Source organism: Rhodococcus sp. PD04 (genome assembly GCF_035918275.1).
Taxonomy (GTDB): domain Bacteria; phylum Actinomycetota; class Actinomycetes; order Mycobacteriales; family Mycobacteriaceae; genus Rhodococcus; species Rhodococcus rhodochrous.
The window spans coordinates 5194056-5209061 of the sequence record NZ_CP142143.1; the positions used below are offsets into that span (position 1 = coordinate 5194056).

General features: G+C 66.9%; 15 protein-coding genes. 8 read left to right on the plus strand and 7 right to left on the minus strand.

What is annotated here, in order from left to right:
• Positions 1-37 precede the first annotated feature (37 nt).
• Positions 38-721 carry a phosphodiesterase gene (locus tag U9J23_RS23880; protein ID WP_106200958.1) on the plus strand — a complete coding sequence of 228 codons (684 nt, stop codon included), beginning with the start codon at positions 38-40 and terminating at the stop codon, positions 719-721.
• Here U9J23_RS23880 and U9J23_RS23885 read toward each other — a convergent pair.
• Positions 714-1208, minus strand: a complete 495-nt coding sequence (locus tag U9J23_RS23885; protein WP_085468620.1) for a hemerythrin domain-containing protein — start codon at positions 1206-1208, stop codon at positions 714-716. The genes U9J23_RS23880 and U9J23_RS23885 overlap by 8 nt on opposite strands.
• A 70-nt stretch (positions 1209-1278) precedes the next feature.
• Complete coding sequence (locus U9J23_RS23890; RefSeq protein WP_189637487.1) at positions 1279-2145, minus strand: LysR family transcriptional regulator; 867 nt, start codon at positions 2143-2145, stop codon at positions 1279-1281.
• A 76-nt stretch (positions 2146-2221) separates the two neighbouring features.
• On the opposite strand from U9J23_RS23890, the gene U9J23_RS23895 reads away from it, so the two are divergent.
• Both U9J23_RS23895 and U9J23_RS23900 read left to right on the plus strand, forming a co-directional pair.
• On the plus strand, positions 2222-3211 hold the full coding sequence (locus U9J23_RS23895) for a bile acid:sodium symporter family protein (RefSeq protein WP_059381865.1): 990 nt from the start codon (positions 2222-2224) through the stop codon (positions 3209-3211).
• Positions 3212-3345: 134 nt separating this feature from the next.
• A complete protein-coding gene (locus U9J23_RS23900; protein WP_326600828.1) occupies positions 3346-4563 on the plus strand; it encodes an alpha/beta hydrolase in 1218 nt (405 codons plus the stop codon).
• Positions 4564-4566: 3 nt separating this feature from the next.
• On the opposite strand, the gene U9J23_RS23905 is transcribed toward U9J23_RS23900, so the two are convergent.
• Both U9J23_RS23905 and U9J23_RS23910 read right to left on the minus strand, forming a co-directional pair.
• Entirely contained in the window at positions 4567-5763 is a 1197-nt protein-coding gene (locus U9J23_RS23905; protein ID WP_326600829.1) for a 4-hydroxybenzoate 3-monooxygenase, read from the minus strand.
• A 103-nt stretch (positions 5764-5866) separates the two neighbouring features.
• On the minus strand, positions 5867-6625 hold the full coding sequence (locus U9J23_RS23910; RefSeq protein ID WP_326600830.1) for an IclR family transcriptional regulator: 759 nt from the start codon (positions 6623-6625) through the stop codon (positions 5867-5869).
• 82 nt (positions 6626-6707) lie between these two features.
• Here U9J23_RS23910 and U9J23_RS23915 point away from each other — a divergent pair, with 82 nt between their 5' ends.
• The 4 genes from U9J23_RS23915 (at position 6708) to U9J23_RS23930 (ending at position 9703) form a co-directional block, all read left to right on the plus strand.
• Positions 6708-7067, plus strand: a complete 360-nt coding sequence (locus U9J23_RS23915) for an ArsR/SmtB family transcription factor (protein ID WP_326600831.1) — start codon at positions 6708-6710, stop codon at positions 7065-7067.
• Complete coding sequence (gene arsB / locus U9J23_RS23920; RefSeq protein WP_326600832.1) at positions 7064-8143, plus strand: ACR3 family arsenite efflux transporter; 1080 nt, start codon at positions 7064-7066, stop codon at positions 8141-8143. The genes U9J23_RS23915 and arsB overlap by 4 nt, the downstream gene beginning before the upstream one ends.
• Positions 8140-8547 carry an arsenate reductase ArsC gene (locus U9J23_RS23925; RefSeq protein ID WP_326600833.1) on the plus strand — a complete coding sequence of 136 codons (408 nt, stop codon included), beginning with the start codon at positions 8140-8142 and terminating at the stop codon, positions 8545-8547. Before arsB ends, U9J23_RS23925 begins: the two co-directional genes overlap by 4 nt.
• 205 nt (positions 8548-8752) lie before the next feature.
• Positions 8753-9703, plus strand: coding sequence for a DUF808 domain-containing protein (locus U9J23_RS23930; protein WP_174479605.1), 951 nt, complete (start codon positions 8753-8755; stop codon positions 9701-9703).
• A 23-nt stretch (positions 9704-9726) separates the two neighbouring features.
• Here U9J23_RS23930 and U9J23_RS23935 read toward each other — a convergent pair whose 3' ends face one another.
• Positions 9727-10332, minus strand: a complete 606-nt coding sequence (locus tag U9J23_RS23935) for a phosphoribosylanthranilate isomerase (protein ID WP_016692166.1) — start codon at positions 10330-10332, stop codon at positions 9727-9729.
• 48 nt (positions 10333-10380) lie between these two features.
• Complete coding sequence (locus U9J23_RS23940; protein WP_059381873.1) at positions 10381-10740, minus strand: Rv2640c family ArsR-like transcriptional regulator; 360 nt, start codon at positions 10738-10740, stop codon at positions 10381-10383.
• A 90-nt stretch (positions 10741-10830) separates the two neighbouring features.
• On the opposite strand from U9J23_RS23940, the gene U9J23_RS23945 reads away from it, so the two are divergent.
• On the plus strand, positions 10831-11328 hold the full coding sequence (locus tag U9J23_RS23945; RefSeq protein ID WP_272266208.1) for an ArsI/CadI family heavy metal resistance metalloenzyme: 498 nt from the start codon (positions 10831-10833) through the stop codon (positions 11326-11328).
• Between the two features lie 75 nt (positions 11329-11403).
• Here U9J23_RS23945 and dnaB read toward each other — a convergent pair whose 3' ends face one another.
• On the minus strand, positions 11404-14628 hold the full coding sequence (gene dnaB, locus U9J23_RS23950; RefSeq protein WP_272266210.1) for a replicative DNA helicase: 3225 nt from the start codon (positions 14626-14628) through the stop codon (positions 11404-11406).
• Positions 14629-15006: the final 378 nt, after the last annotated feature.

The following is a 15006-nucleotide window of genomic DNA, read 5'->3' on the forward strand; positions in this document are numbered from 1 at the left end:
GCGATTGAACCGACAGACCGGCGGGTATGCCATCCCCATGACTGCTCTGTCGTCGGCGCTGTCCGTGCCGTTCCGAGTGGGATCCGCGCTGCGCGGAGCACGCGTGTTCCATCCCCGCGGCGCGACCTTCGAAGGGATGGCCGAACTCGAGTCGTCCTGGTGGCCGCAGCAGATCCCCCGCCCCACCCCGGTGATCGCCCGGGTGTCGCGGGGCATCGGCACGCCGGACGGGATGCCGGACGTACTCGGTCTCGCAGTGCGCTTCGCCTCGAAGACCGGCCCGTGGGACGTCCTGCTCGCATCGGCCTACCTGCCAGGCCGGGTGACGTTGGTGCCGGCCCGCTCGTGGTCGAGTGCCCGCTACAGCACACTCATGGCCTACCGGACCGACAGCGATCCCACGCCGCGGTGGATCACTGCCGTTCCGCGCGGACAGCATCCGTCCTCGACGACCTCTGTGCAGGCACTCGAGGCGCCGCTCGAGTTCTCCCTCCTGGTGGGTTCCGCCCGCGGCCCCCTCGAAGCGGCGGGACGCCTGACGCTGAGTCGCCGCCTGCCCGAGAAGAATTCGGAACAGCCGTCCTTCGATCCGACCGTCCACTGCCCCGGATTCGTCGATCCGTGGCCGGGCTGGCTCGTCGAGACGCGACGCGACGCCTATCGGGCGAGCCGGGCCGGACGAGGCGCCTCCCTCGCCCGGCCGCAGCACACCGTCAGCTGATCACCGCGTCGATCGTCTTCTTCAGCGCGGACGGCTGCGCCGGTGACCGCGGGGCATCCTTCTTCATCTCGAGCATGCGGGCACCGATGTCCTGCAACTGCTTACGGCCGAGCGCCTCGCGCACCCTGGGGAACCACTCGTCCTCCTCCTCGTCGATGTGATGCTCGACGTTCTCGATCAGGACCGTCGTCTTCGCATCGAAACGCTCTGCGTCGGGCTTCATTCCGGCCAGTTCGACGACGAGCACATCGGCGACATGGTGTTCCTCGTAGGACTCGAGGATGTCGTCCTCGAGATCGGGAAGCAGGGAGCGTATCTCGGGGTACATGCACTCGTTCTCGAGATAGGTGTGCACGGTGAGGGCTTCGATGATCCTGTCGACGATCTTGCCCTTCTCCTTCTCCCCCTCGGCCTTCCGGAAGTCGCGGAAGAGTTTCTTGATCTCCTTGTGGTCTTCCTTCAGCAACACGATCGCGTCTGTGGACACGGTTCCTCCTGCGGCGTGAGCACTGCCGCCCCCAGCGGGCGTGGCACAGGAATACCCATCCGCGACACCGTCACACGCGCACGCGATCCGCATTCGCGAGGATGGCCGAGCGCAGTGCCGCCTCCGGGCCGCTGAGTACGGAACGGCGCGCCATGAGCACGAACTCGATCTCACCCGCATCGGGAAGCAATCGTTGGGGGTCGCGCACCGGGACGAGACCGGGCGGTGGAAGCCGTTCGGCGTGCAACACCACGCCCAGTCCGGCGAGCGCTGCGGCGCGCAGGCCGTTGAGACTGTCGGTCGTGCACGCGACGCGGACACCGCGCCCACTGCGCTGGAGGACCTCGAGCGCGATGTCGCGGGTCAGGGCCGGCGACGGATAGGACACCAGCGGTGTCGGCTCGTCCGGATCGAGGACGTAAGCGGGGGCGGACAGGAAGACGAGGCGCTCGCGGAAGATCATCTCGCCGTGGCGGCTGCCCGGTCGGCGCTTGCCGAAGACCAGATCGAGCTCGTTGTCGTCGAGCCGACGCTGCAGATCCTCGCTCAGATCCACGGTGAGTTCGAGATCGATGCGGGGATGACTGCGCCGGAACTCGGCGAGGATCGACGGCAGCTCGTAGAGCACCAGGTCCTCGGAGACCCCGAAACGCAGCCGGCCGCTGAGCGGTGACTCCGAGAAGTGCCTGCGAGCGGCATCGTGGCGATCGAGGATCTCGCGGGCGAAGGCGACCATGTCGGCACCGTCCGCCGTGAGCTCGACGTTGTGCGTGTCGCGTACGAACAGGCGGCGTCCGATCTCCTTCTCGAGCCGCGCGACGTGCTGACTGACCGTCGACTGTCGCAGGCCGAGGCGGTGGGCGGCCGCGGTGAAGCCGCGTTCCCGCTCGACGGCGAGGAAGCTCTTCAGATGTACCGGATCGAACACGACCTCCATTTCATCATGAATCGCGATTACAGAAAACGTGGTGACCGTCTTCTGTAATGACCTCAGGCTGCCGTACCGTCGATTCGTGCTCTCCAAGATCCCCGTGCTCGGACGACTCGACCCGTTCCTGCTCGCCATCCTCGCCACCGTCGCCGTCGCTGCCCTGCTGCCCGCCGACGGGGTCGTACTCGACGGCGTGAACTGGGCCGCCAAGATCGCCATCGGGCTGCTGTTCTTCCTGTACGGCGCGCGCCTGTCCACGCAGGAGGCCATCGAGGGTCTCAAGCACTGGCGTCTGCACCTGACGATCCTCGCCACGACCTTCGTCGTCTTCCCGCTGCTCGGCCTGGCCGCGAAGGTGCTCGTGCCGTCGATCCTGACCGACCCGCTCTATCTCGGCGTTCTCTATCTGTGCCTGTTGCCGTCCACGGTGCAGTCCGCCATCGCGCTCGTCTCGGTGGCGCGCGGCAACATCCCCGGCTCGATCGTCTCGGCCAGTGCCTCGAGTCTCATCGGAATCTTTGCGACGCCACTGCTCGTCGCGCTGACGATGTCCACCCAGGGCGTCACCTTCAGCGGGTCGGCCGTGCTCGACATCGTGCTGATGCTGCTCGTGCCGTTCGTCGCCGGTCAGCTCCTGCGGCGCTGGATCGGCGGCTGGGTGAAGGCCCACGGAAAGCCGCTCAAGCTCGTCGACCGCGGATCGATCATGCTGGTCGTGTACGTGGCGTTCAGCCGCGGCATGAACGAAGGAATCTGGTCGATGATCTCGGTGGGCCGCCTGCTCGCCCTCGTCGGTGTGTGCGCGGTGCTGCTCGTGATCGTGCTCGCACTGACCTGGTACTCGTCGCGCGGACTCGGTTTCGAATACCAGGACCGTGTCGCGATCCTCTTCTGCGGCTCCACGAAGTCCCTCGCCACCGGTCTGCCCATGGCGATCGTGCTCTTCCCCGGCCAGCCCATCGGCCTGATCGTGCTGCCTCTCATGCTGTTCCACCAGATGCAGCTCCTGGTGTGCGCGGCCCTCGCCGGCCGGTTGGCGAAGAAGGCACCGGATGGGCTCGTAGCCGTATAGGAGAGCGAAGCCGAAGCTCCTGTTAGACGAAATCGAGGGTGAAATCCGCTGATTCCGGTAGCGGTGACGTCGTCGTGCCGTCACCGTGCAGGGAGAACCCCGATTCGCGAACCTCGGCTCGAAGGAGCACCGGCATGGGTCTGCTCTTCCACGATCATCTGCACGACGAGTTCGGAACCTGGCCACTGGCCTACATCCCCTACGGCGGCGCCGACTTCGGCGAGATCGCCGCAGTGGCCCGGCAGGTGGGGGAGGGTGACGACGCGGACTTCTACCGGGCGTGGGTCGAGGCCGGGGACCGTCTCGTCACCGAAGCGGAGACCTGCGCGGCCGCCGGACACGACGATTCGGCACGCGAGTTGTTCCTGCGGGCGAGCGCCTACTACGCGACCGCCTATCACCCGCTGTACGGATCTCCCGTCGACCCGCGTCTGATCGCCGCCTTCGACAAGCAGGTCGCGGCATTCGATGCCGGGCTGGCGATCGGGAACACACCCGTGAAGGCTGCCAGGATTCCGTTCGAGGGCACCACGCTTCCGGGATACCTGATTCCCGCACCCGGCCACGAGAACAGCGTGCGTCCGCTCATCGTCTTCACCAACGGATACGACGCCACGATCACCGACATGTACTTCGCGTCGGCCGTGGCAGCGCTGCGGCGCGGCTACCACTGTCTCCTGTTCGATGGACCGGGCCAGGGCGAGATGCTCTACAAGCAGAACATGCCGATGCGCCCGGACTGGGAAACGGTCGTGCGCGCGGTGATCGACCATGTGATCGCCTCACCGATCGTCGACCCCGAGCGCATCGTCCTGAGCGGATGGAGTCTCGGTGGGTATCTCGCGCCGCGCGCGGCATCCGGTGAGCATCGCCTGGCCGCGGTGGTCGCCGATCCCGGTCAGTGGAGCGTCGCGGCCGGCACCAGGGCCCTCGGGGCAGCATTCGGCCTCTCCCCCGAGGTCCTCGACGATCCTCTCTCGATGAGCGCGCAGGACGCCGACGCGATCATGTCTGCGGTGCAGTCGGATCCGTCGCTGCGCTGGAAGATCGTCGCCCGTGGATTCTGGGTCAACGGGGTCTCGGACATCCGGGAACTGTTCGCGGAGATGAACGCGTACACGCTCGACGAGGTCGGGGAGCGTATCTCGTGCCCGGTCGTGGTGACTGCCGCCGAGAGCGATGCCCTTGCACGCGGTGCAGGAACATTCGGAGATCGATTGGGCGACAAGGTGTCCCTCATCCCGTTCACCGACGCCGAGGGTGCGGGCGGGCATTGCGAGATGGGCAACCGCACCCTCCTCAACAGAAGAGTTCTCGATCGACTCGACGAGCTCCTGTCGCGCGTGCCGTGACGCTCAGCGGTCGGGCCAGCCCGTGTACGCCTCCGCGAGGTACTGCTGCCCGTACCGGGAGCCGACGACCGCGGCGAGTTCGCCCAGCGCCCGCTTGTTCTCGAACGACGTTGCGTCCTCACGGGTGTGGAGCATCGAGGTCATCCAGTACGAGAAGTTCTGCGCCTTCCACACACGCTGCAGCGCCGTGTCGCTGTAGGCGTCGAGCAGGTCGGACGAGCCGGTGGAGAAGAACGAGTCGAGCGCGCGGAAGAGCACCCGGACGTCGGCCAGGGCGAGGTTGAGTCCCTTGGCACCGGTCGGCGGAACGGTATGGCCGGCATCGCCTGCCAGGAACAGGTTTCCGTGCCGCATCGGTTCGCACACGTACGAGCGGAAGGGCAGGACCATCTGCTCGAAGATGGGGCCGCGCTCCAGTTCGAAACCGTCGGGGCCGTCGACACGCTTCTGCAGCTCGTCCCAGATCCGGTCCTCGCTCCACGTCGACGCGTCCTCGGACGGGTCGCACTGGAAGTACATCCGCTGCACCGACTCGTTGCGCTGGCTGATGAGGGCGAATCCGTGATCCGAACGCGCATAGATCAATTCGGGTGCGCTCGGCGGGGCCTCGGTGAGGATTCCGAACCAGGCGAAGGGGTACTCGATGAAGTGGTCGGTGCGGACGTCCCCCGGAATCGCCTTGCGGCAGATGCTCTGTGACCCGTCGGCTCCGACGAGGATGCGGCACCGGATCTCGACCGGCGTGCCGTCGGATTCGGTGAACCGGATCTTCGGTGCGTCGGTGGTGACGTCGAGAACCTCTGTGTCGCAGACGCTGTAGCGCACATCGCCACCGTCGCGCTTCCGCGTCGCGGCCAGGTCGACGAAGACCTCGTTCTGCGGATACAACCACACCGATTCACCGACGAGGTCCCGGAAATCGATGCGATGGCTCTCACCGCCGAATCGCAGGTCGATGCCGTCGTGGCGGTGTCCTTCGTTCAGGACACGGGTGTCGACTCCGCTCTCGGTGAGCAGCGACACCGAGCCGTGCTCGAGAATGCCCGCACGGTGGGTGGTCCGGATGGTCTCGTGATCGCGCTTCTCGACGACGATGTTGTCGATCCCCGCCTTCGCGAGGAGGTGGGAGAGCATGAGACCTGCCGGGCCACCGCCGACGATGCCGACCTCGGTGGTGACGACCGTGCGGGTTGCGTTCATGTGTTCGTCCTTCGCTGCGCGTATCCGATTCGCGTCCCGTCGAGTGTCGTGCGCCTCTCCCACCGCACACGCCGTCTTCTCGTTCAATGAGAAAACGGTCGGGTCAGTCCGGAGGTCGCTCGCCCACTCCACGCGCGATGCCGCGGGCAGCGGCCATGAGGACGGGTACGACGGCCTGCTGCCGGGACGCACCGGTGGGGACCACCACGCCGAGCGCCGCCAGGGCATGACCCGACCGCGTGAGGACGGGGACCGCGATGCCCGTGGTGCCCTCGTCGAGCACACCGTCGAAGCGCGCATAGCCCCGTCGGCGGACCTCCGCGAGCGCGCGACGGAAATCTCTCGTCGTCGCAGCGAACCGCTTCTCCACCTCGGGATGTCGTCGCCGATAGGACTCCTGCACCTCCGCAGGCGAGAACGCGAGCATCGACATGCCCAGCGACGTGTCGTGGACGGGGAGCCGGCGCGCGACCGACGCCTGGTTGACCACCGAATCGGATGCCGACAGCCGTTCGAGGACGAGAACCTCGTCGTCCTGCAGGACCGCGAGCTGGGTGTGCTGGTGCACCACCGACTGCACGTCCTGCAGGAAGGGGAGCGCCGCCTCCCGCAGATCGCGCGCGGGTGCGCTGCGCGCGACGAGTTCCCACAGGCGCAGACCGAGCCGCACCCGCCCGTCGTCGTCCCGGGTGAGCAGCCCGTGCTGCACCAGCTCGCCGACGAGCCGGTAGGCCGTGGCCTGCGGGATGCCGGACCTGCGGGCGAGACCCCCGACGGTCAGGCGGGGCTGGGTGTCGTCGAACGACTCGAGGATGCGAACGACGCGGTCGAGCATCGAGTCACCGGACGGCGAGTTGGCCATGCCGCCCATTGTTCCGTGTCCGATCCGGACGGCTTCACCATCCGGATCCGGTTGCGGATTCGACATCTGTCAATATAGACACGTGTCGAATCAAGATCCCGCGGGTGACGACGTCTGCTGCTCTCCGCTCGTGCGCGAACCCCTGACGGGCGATCGCGCCGTCGGCCTCGCCCGGATGTTCAAGGCCCTCGGCGATCCGGTGCGTCTGCGGTTACTGTCCCTCGTCGCGAGCCACGCCGGCGGTGAGGCGTGCGTATGCGATATCTCGGGATCGTTCGATCTGTCCCAACCGACGATCTCGCACCACCTCAGAGTTCTGCGCGAGGCAGGCCTGCTCGAGTGCGAGCGTCGCGGCACCTGGGTCTACTACTGGGTGGTTCCGGCCGCACTGCGGCAACTCTCCGAGGTGCTCGGGATCGAGTCGGCCGAGGTACCCGCATGAGTGAGCGCACCGCGGTGGACAGCCCCGTGATGAGCAGGATGTCGACACTCGATCGCTTCCTTCCCGTGTGGATCGGCGCCGCCATCGCCATCGGTCTGCTGCTCGGTCGCATGATTCCCGGACTCGGAGAAACCCTGGGTTTCATCGAGATCGACGGAATCTCGCTGCCGATCGCCCTCGGCCTGTTGATCATGATGTACCCGGTGCTGGCGAAGGTGCGCTACGACCGTCTCGACACGGTCACCGGTGATCGCACCCTGTTGATGTCGTCGCTGATCCTCAATTGGATCGTCGGTCCCGCACTGATGTTCGCGCTCGCGTGGCTGATGCTTCCGGATCTACCCGAATACCGCACCGGTCTGATCATCGTCGGCCTCGCACGGTGCATCGCGATGGTGATCATCTGGAACGACCTGGCGTGCGGCGACCGGGAAGCCGCGGCCGTGCTGGTCGCGATCAACTCGGTCTTCCAGGTGATCATGTTCGCCGCGCTCGGCTGGTTCTACCTGTCGGTGCTGCCCGGATGGCTCGGCCTCGAGCAGACCGGGCTCGACGTCTCCCCGTGGGAGATCGCGAAATCCGTGCTGATCTTCCTCGGGATCCCACTCGTGGCCGGTTTCCTCACTCGTCGATTCGGCGAGAAGGCGAAGGGCCGCAACTGGTACGAGCAGACCTTCCTGCCGCACATCGGACCGTGGGCGCTGTACGGACTGCTGTTCACCATCGTGGTCCTGTTCGCCTTGCAGGGCGACCAGATCACCTCGCGACCACTCGACGTCGTACGCATCGCCCTGCCGCTGCTGGCGTACTTCGCGATCATGTGGGGGAGCGGATACCTGTTCGGCGCTGTAGTAGGACTCGGCTACGAACGCACCACCACCCTCGCCTTCACCGCCGCGGGCAACAACTTCGAGCTCGCCATCGCCGTCGCGATCGGCACGTTCGGGGTCGCGTCCGGGCAGGCACTGGCGGGAGTCGTCGGCCCCCTCATCGAAGTGCCCGTCCTCGTCGCACTCGTGTACGTCGCCCTGGCTCTGCGCTCACGCTTCGCCGCACGCGCGGGAGGTGCGTCGTGACCGCCGTTCCGTCCGTGCTGTTCGTGTGCGTGCACAATGCCGGTCGGTCCCAGATGGCCGCCGGGTTCCTGAGCCGTCTCGCGGGGGACCGCATCACTGTCCGTTCCGCCGGGTCCGCGCCTGCCGACGAGGTGAACCCTGCTGCGGTCGCGGCAATGGCCGAGGTCGGCATCGACATCTCCGGTGAGAACCCGAAGATCCTCACCGCCGACGCCGTGAAGGCCTCCGACGTCGTGATCACGATGGGCTGCGGCGACACCTGCCCGGTGTTCCCCGGTACGTCCTACCGGGACTGGGTGCTCGACGACCCGGCCGGACGAGGAATCGATGCCGTGCGTCCGATCCGTGACGAGATCCGGACGAAGGTCGAGGCGCTCATCGCCGAACTGACGTCGCCGGCATGATCGAGTTCGGCAACCACATCCACCGGGTATCCCCAGATCTGTCACGCCGGGCGCCCGCACAGGTCACTCGGTGTGGAGGCAGGTCGTCCCCGACATGCTCCGGACATCGCGTTACACGTCGTCGCAGGTCCGGTAGCGTTCCGAGACGACTCGCAATCGCGTGTCGGTCGATCGGCTCGGCGCAGCCGAACTGTGGGAGGTTCCCGTGGCTGGTGGTCTCGTCGCCCTTCTGGACGACGTCGCGGTGCTTGCGAAGGCAGCCGCGGCATCCATAGACGACATCGGCGCCGCAGCCGGCCGGGCGAGCGTCAAGGCAGCGGGCGTGGTCGTCGACGACACGGCCGTCACCCCCCGCTACGTGCACGGGTTCACCCCCGATCGCGAACTGCCGATCATCCGCAAGATCGCGATCGGGTCGATCCGCAACAAGCTCCTGATCATCCTGCCGGTCGCGATGATCCTGAGTCAGTTCCTCCCGCAGGCCCTGCCGTATCTGCTCATCGCCGGTGGTCTGTTCCTCTGCTACGAGGGCGCCGAGAAGGTCTACGAAGCGCTCACCGGCGGCCACCACGAAGAAGAGGCCACCGCAGCGGAGAAGGGTCCCGAGTTCGAGAAGGCCATGATCGGCGGCGCGATCCGCACCGACCTGATCCTGTCCGCCGAGATCATGGTGATCTCGCTGGCCTCGGTCGAGGACGAACCCTTCCTGACCCGCCTGCTCGTCCTCATCGTCGTCGCCGTCCTCATTACCGTCCTGGTGTACGGCGTGGTCGCCCTGATCGTGAAGATGGATGACGTCGGCCTGGCGCTCGCGAAACGGAAGTCCACTTTCGCTCAGCGCGTCGGTCGCGGTCTCGTGACGGCGATGCCGAAGCTGATGACCGTTCTCACCGTGGTCGGCATCGCCGCCATGCTGTGGGTCGGTGGGCACATCCTGCTCGTCAACGTCGGCGAGGCCGGATTCCATTGGCCTGCGGATCGTCTGCACGATCTCGAGCACTGGTTCGGCGAGCTCGTGCACGGCGGATTCGGCGGCGTGCTGTCGTGGACCGCGGGGACCGTGGCATCCGCTCTGGTGGGCCTGGTCGTCGGTGCGATCGTCGTGCTGATCATGCACCTGATCCCGCGGCGGAAGAAGGCCGACGCCGCGCACTGACGCCGCCGGATCCCCCGGACGGGTCACTCCGAGGCGTTTCTCCGGACCGCCTGCGCGAACGCCCGCATGAGACCCGGATCCTTGACGCCGCGCTCGGCCTCGATGCCGCTGGAGACGTCGACACCCCACGCCCCGGACGTGGAAAGTGCCCTCTCGACGTTGTCGGGGTTCAGCCCGCCCGCAAGGACCCACCGGCCGGACGGCAGGGCACTGCGGTCCTGCCAGTCCCATGTCTTCCCGGCACCGGCGACTGCGCCGTCGACGAGCAACAGGTCGGCGCCGAAGTCCTCCGACAGCGCCTCGGCTCCTCCGGTGTTGATCGCGCGGATCACCGTGAATCCCGCGTCGTGCAGCACGCGCACGTCGTCGGGCGATCGCAGGTCGTGCACCTGGACGTGATCGAGATTCGCAGCCCGGGCCGTCGCAATGATCTCGTCGAGGGACGCATTCACATAGACGCCGACGGCGAGTGTTCCCGCCGGCACGCGGGTGCGGAGCGTCGCGGCCCGGTCGGGAGAGATGCGACGAGGGCTCTTCACGAGGACGAAACCGACCGCGTCGACGCCCAGTTCGACGGCGAGATCGACCGTCGCCTCGTCCTGCAGTCCGCACATCTTGATGAACGTCATCACTACCTTCCTCGCCGCTTCTCCATCTCGAGGATATGTCTGCGACCGTCAGCGGCAGCAGTTCGGATCCAGGACGACCCTGAGCGCCTCGAGGGACTCGGAGCAGGCACGGTGATAGACGTTCATCCCGCGCCGCTCGGATTCGACCATGCCCGCCTTGCGCAGTTGTCCGAGGTGATGACTCACCGTGGATTCCGCCAGATCCACACCGGCGGCGAGATCGCACGTGCACACCGCACCTTCGTCGGCGGTGAGCAGGATCGACATGAGCTTGATGCGCACCGGGTCGGCCAGGGCCTTCAGCCGCAACGCGACCTCGAGGGCGGCGTCGTCGCTCATCGGCGCGGCCGATACCGGCTCGCAGCAGATCGGGGCGCGGACATCGATCACGGGCAATGCTTTCGGCATGATTCGAGCCTAACTACCTTCTTGACATATGTCGAAATACAGGAGCATCCTGTGAGCGGTAATTCGATATATGTCACACAGGAGGAAGTCATGTCACGCATCCAGTTCGCCCTCAACGTCGAGGACCTGCCCGAAGCGGTCGCCTTCTACTCGACACTGTTCGGCACCGAACCGGCCAAGCTCGAACCGGGCTACGCCAACTTCGCGATCGCCGATCCGCCGTTGAAGCTGGTGCTGTTCGAGAACCCCGGCAAGGGCGGCACGATCAACCACCTCGGGGTCGAGGTCGACTCGTCCGAGAAGGTGCACACCGAGATCGCCCGATTGACCGAGGCGGGCCTGTTCGCCGACGAGGAGATGGGCACGACCTGTTGCTACGCCACGCAGGACAAGGCGTGGGTGACGGGTCCGGCAGGGGAGAAGTGGGAGGTGTACACCGTCCTGGCGGATTCGGAGACCTTCGGGTCGAGCCCGCAGCATCTCGACGGCCCGCGAGAGACCGGCGACGTGGCGTGCTGCACCGCGGGCACGGCAGACGAGCGCCAGAACGAACCTTCGACGACAGGAGTCGCACCTACCTGCTGCTGAACGTCGTTCGCCGAAGGTTCCACGTCCTCGGGACTCGATCTGTCGCCCCGCCGACGGGCGGGGCGACGACTCGTATCAGCCGCGCGCCATGTCCACGAACCGCGACAGGTGCAGCTGGTGCGCGACGGTGATGGTCGCGGTCGGGCCGTTACGGTGCTTGCCGACGATGAGGTCGGCCTCGCCACCACGCGGGTCGTCGCGCTCGAACGCGTCGGGGCGGTGCAGCAGGATGACCATGTCGGCGTCCTGCTCGAGGCTGTTGTGCACCGCGATGCCGTCGGCGACGAAATTGTGTGTGCCGGGCACCGTTCCGTCGTAGACGTCCTGCTCGCCGAGACTCGTGACGGAGACGATCTCGTCCCAGAACACGTTGTTGGTGGCGACCATGTCGATGTCGGCCGTGTCGAGGACATCGGCGACCCGGGCGAGCCGCGAGCGTGCACCCTCGGTGGTGCGCGGGGTGGCGGACGCGACCGGCCCGATCGGAGCGAGCTGCTCGACGGCGAGCAATTCGCCGAGCTCGGCTTCGATCTCGGGGGTGACGGTGTCGGGGCTGTGCTTGACGAGCTTCGGTCCGAGCTGCGCCAGGACCCACTGCGCCGCGGTTCCGTGCTTGCCCACGTCGTGGAGGAAGACCGCCTGGTTCTCCGCCCCGGTGACCGTGAGGTCACAGCCCTCGCCGGCATCGGTGATCCGCGCGAACACGCCGATGCGCAGGAGCAGGCGCGCGAGGTCGTCGGCGAGACGACGATCCGCCGACCGGTAGCGGACGACGGCGGCGGCAGCGCCTGCGTCCCATGCGACCTCACCGCTGTCTTCCCAGATGTGGCAGACGAGCTCGGCGACCTGCTCCTTGGGGAGCGAGAACGCGCGGGTGGGGATCAGTCGGCCGGCCACGGCGGTGTCCGCGAGAGCTGCCACCTCGTCGTCGGATGCGGGTATCACGTCGAGGGGTGCGGGCACCGCACGCGGCACTGCGACACGCTCACCGGCGACCAACTCGCCCAACGGCATCCAGCCGTCGATGGTGAGGAAGGGATGGTTCGCGGTGGCTTCGACACGACGCCCCGAGGCCAGCTCCAACCGGAAGACTTCCTTACGGCCGCTGGGGAAGACCTTCACCATAGGCCGGACGACCATCCGCATGCGTTCGTCGAGCGACCACACGAGGGGCTGTTCGCCCGACTCGAGCAGCTCGCCGAGCGTGACCTCGGCACCGGTGTCGGCGCGCATGATGCGCGTGGACGCCGGCAGGCAGCCCGACTCACGGAGGTCGGAGACCTGCGGCCGCTTGTCGGTGCGCTGCTCGGGACCACGGTTGAGCTGACACACCGCGACGACCGGAACCTCGAGTTCCTTCGCGAGAAGCTTGAGGCTACGCGAGAATTCGGAGACCTCCTGCTGACGCGACTCGACCTTCTTGCCGGACGACATGAGCTGCAGGTAGTCGATGACGATGAGACGGATGTCGTGTTTCTGCTTGAGCCGCCGCGCTTTTGCGCGGATCTCCATCATCGTGAGGTTCGGTGAGTCGTCGATGAACAACGGCGCTTCGCTGATCTCGCTCATGCGGCGGGCGAGACGCGTCCAGTCGTCGTCGGTCATGCGTCCGGATCGCATGTCACCGAGCTTGATCTTCGCCTCCGCGGACAGCAGACGCATGACGATCTCGGTCTTGCCCATCTCGAGCGAGAAGATGACCGACGCCATGCCGTGCTTGATGGAGCACGACCGCATGAAGTCCATGCTCAGCGTGGAGTTGTGTGTGGGCACCATCGCGCGACCCGCGAGGTACATGTGGTCGCCGTCGACCTCGACGCACCGCACCGGGACCGAGGGAACCGGGCGGACGGCGACGATGCGGCGCTCGCGCGGCACGGTGGCGCGGCATTCCTTGTGCCGCACGGCCTTACTGGGCAGGACGAAGACGTCGTCGTCGGTGGTGAAGGAGATCTCGGTGCCGTCGAGCACCGGCGCGTAACCGAGGCCCGACAGGAGTTCGGCGACGCCCTGCGCCAGTCGCTCGGACGAGCCGACGAACCGGATGGTGCCGTCGTCGTCGATCTCTCCACCGGCGTCGAGCAGACCCGCGAGGAGTTCGCGACGCTGCGGTTCGGATGCCCGCTGGTATTCGGCGGGGATGTGGGCGCCGAGCGCGACGAGGGCGCTGGTGAAGCCACCTTCGCCGTCGATACGCATGTGCAGTTCGGGATCGGACGACGGGCCGCCGAGCCACGCACCGAGCGTGAAGGGGGAGACGGGCAGCTCGGTTGCCGGGAACGACAGTGCCTCGGTGTTCGCGACGGTGTGCCCGGCGTCGGCGGTGGCGGCGAGTTCGCCCGTGGTGCGGATCGCGCCGTCGCCGGTGCGCCACTGGTGCTGCTCGTCGGCGACGATCACGGTGCCGTCGGAGAACACGACGTCGAAGCACGGACGGCCGTGCATGACCTCGGTGGCGGCGAGGACGCGGGTGGGGCGGCCGTCGGCGCCGAGGAGTTCGTCGCCCACCCCGACCTCGCCCATCGTGGTCCAGCCGGTGGGGGTGGGCAGGGGAGTGTCGAGGGCGAGCGCTTTACCCACACCGGGACGCGCGGCGACGATGATCATCTGGCCGGCGTGCAGCCCGTTGGTGAGCTCGTCGAGTTCGGCGAAGCCGGTGGGCACGCCGAGGGAGATACCGCCGCGGCTGGCGATGGAGTCGATCTCGTCCATCGTGGGCTGCAGGAGTTCTTCGAGCGGCACGAAGTCTTCGGTGGTGCGTCGTTCGGCGACCTCGAAGACCTCCGCCTGCGCGCGGTCGACGATCTCGGCGACGTCCTGGCCGTCGGCGCCGGCGTAGCCGTACTGGACGATGCGCGTGCCCGCCTCGACGAGACGACGCAGGACGGCCTTCTCAGCGACGATCTCGGCGTAGTAGCCGGCGTTGGCCGCGGTGGGGACGGTCTGGGTGAGCGTGACGAGATAGGCGGCTCCGCCGAGACGCTTGAGTTCGCCGCGCCGGTCGAGCTCGGCCGACACGGTGACCGGGTCGGCGGGTTCGCCACGGCTGTAGAGATCGAGGATCGCGTCGTACACGGCCTGGTGGGCCGGACGGTAGAAGTCGCCGGGCCTCAGCACTTCGAGGACGTCGGCGATGGCGTCCTTGCTCAGCAGCATGCCGCCGAGCACGGACTGCTCGGCCACGAGATCCTGAGGGGGCTGTCGACCGAAGTCTCCACTCGGTTCCTCGGGAGGTCCCGAATATTCGGGATTTCCACGATCGTCAACGACGGCCACTGCAGTGCCTGCCTTCCTCCACATGTCCCCGTCCGGCGCGCTGTGCTCCGGCGGATACCTGCACGCACTCCCGGTGTCGGTACCCGGGGTTTCGTGTCCGGTTCTACTCGCCCCTACCGACATCCTGTGTGTGGAGTCGTGCGCCCGACGTTAGGGATCCGGATGACCCGCCACAACTCGGGTTGTGCACACAGTTGGGGATGAATTGTGGAAAGAGGAGGACAGCCTTGTGCACCGGATGTGTACAACCTGGGGACAACACATCTCACATCTCCCATAACTGCAGGTAGGAACGGAAAAATGCCTGTTCACACCTGTGGAGAAAAAGAATTTCGGCGTGTCGGAGGGCCGGGCGTGTTCACCCATTCGTTCCCCGAACGACATTCCGAGGAGTCACAACGG

What these genes read in the sequence shown, in the direction of transcription:
- U9J23_RS23890 (WP_189637487.1), bottom strand. Translation starts at nt 2,145, where the DNA reads ATGGAGGTCGTGTTCGATCCGGTACATCTGAAGAGCTTCCTCGCCGTC.
- U9J23_RS23880 (WP_106200958.1), top strand. Translation starts at nt 38, where the DNA reads ATGACTGCTCTGTCGTCGGCGCTGTCCGTGCCGTTCCGAGTGGGATCC.
- arsB (WP_326600832.1), top strand. Translation starts at nt 7,064, where the DNA reads ATGAGTGAGCGCACCGCGGTGGACAGCCCCGTGATGAGCAGGATGTCG.
- U9J23_RS23940 (WP_059381873.1), bottom strand. Translation starts at nt 10,740, where the DNA reads ATGCCGAAAGCATTGCCCGTGATCGATGTCCGCGCCCCGATCTGCTGC.
- dnaB (WP_272266210.1), bottom strand. Translation starts at nt 14,628, where the DNA reads ATGTGGAGGAAGGCAGGCACTGCAGTGGCCGTCGTTGACGATCGTGGA.
- U9J23_RS23935 (WP_016692166.1), bottom strand. Translation starts at nt 10,332, where the DNA reads ATGACGTTCATCAAGATGTGCGGACTGCAGGACGAGGCGACGGTCGAT.
- U9J23_RS23900 (WP_326600828.1), top strand. Translation starts at nt 3,346, where the DNA reads ATGGGTCTGCTCTTCCACGATCATCTGCACGACGAGTTCGGAACCTGG.
- U9J23_RS23945 (WP_272266208.1), top strand. Translation starts at nt 10,831, where the DNA reads ATGTCACGCATCCAGTTCGCCCTCAACGTCGAGGACCTGCCCGAAGCG.
- U9J23_RS23910 (WP_326600830.1), bottom strand. Translation starts at nt 6,625, where the DNA reads ATGGCCAACTCGCCGTCCGGTGACTCGATGCTCGACCGCGTCGTTCGC.
- U9J23_RS23905 (WP_326600829.1), bottom strand. Translation starts at nt 5,763, where the DNA reads ATGAACGCAACCCGCACGGTCGTCACCACCGAGGTCGGCATCGTCGGC.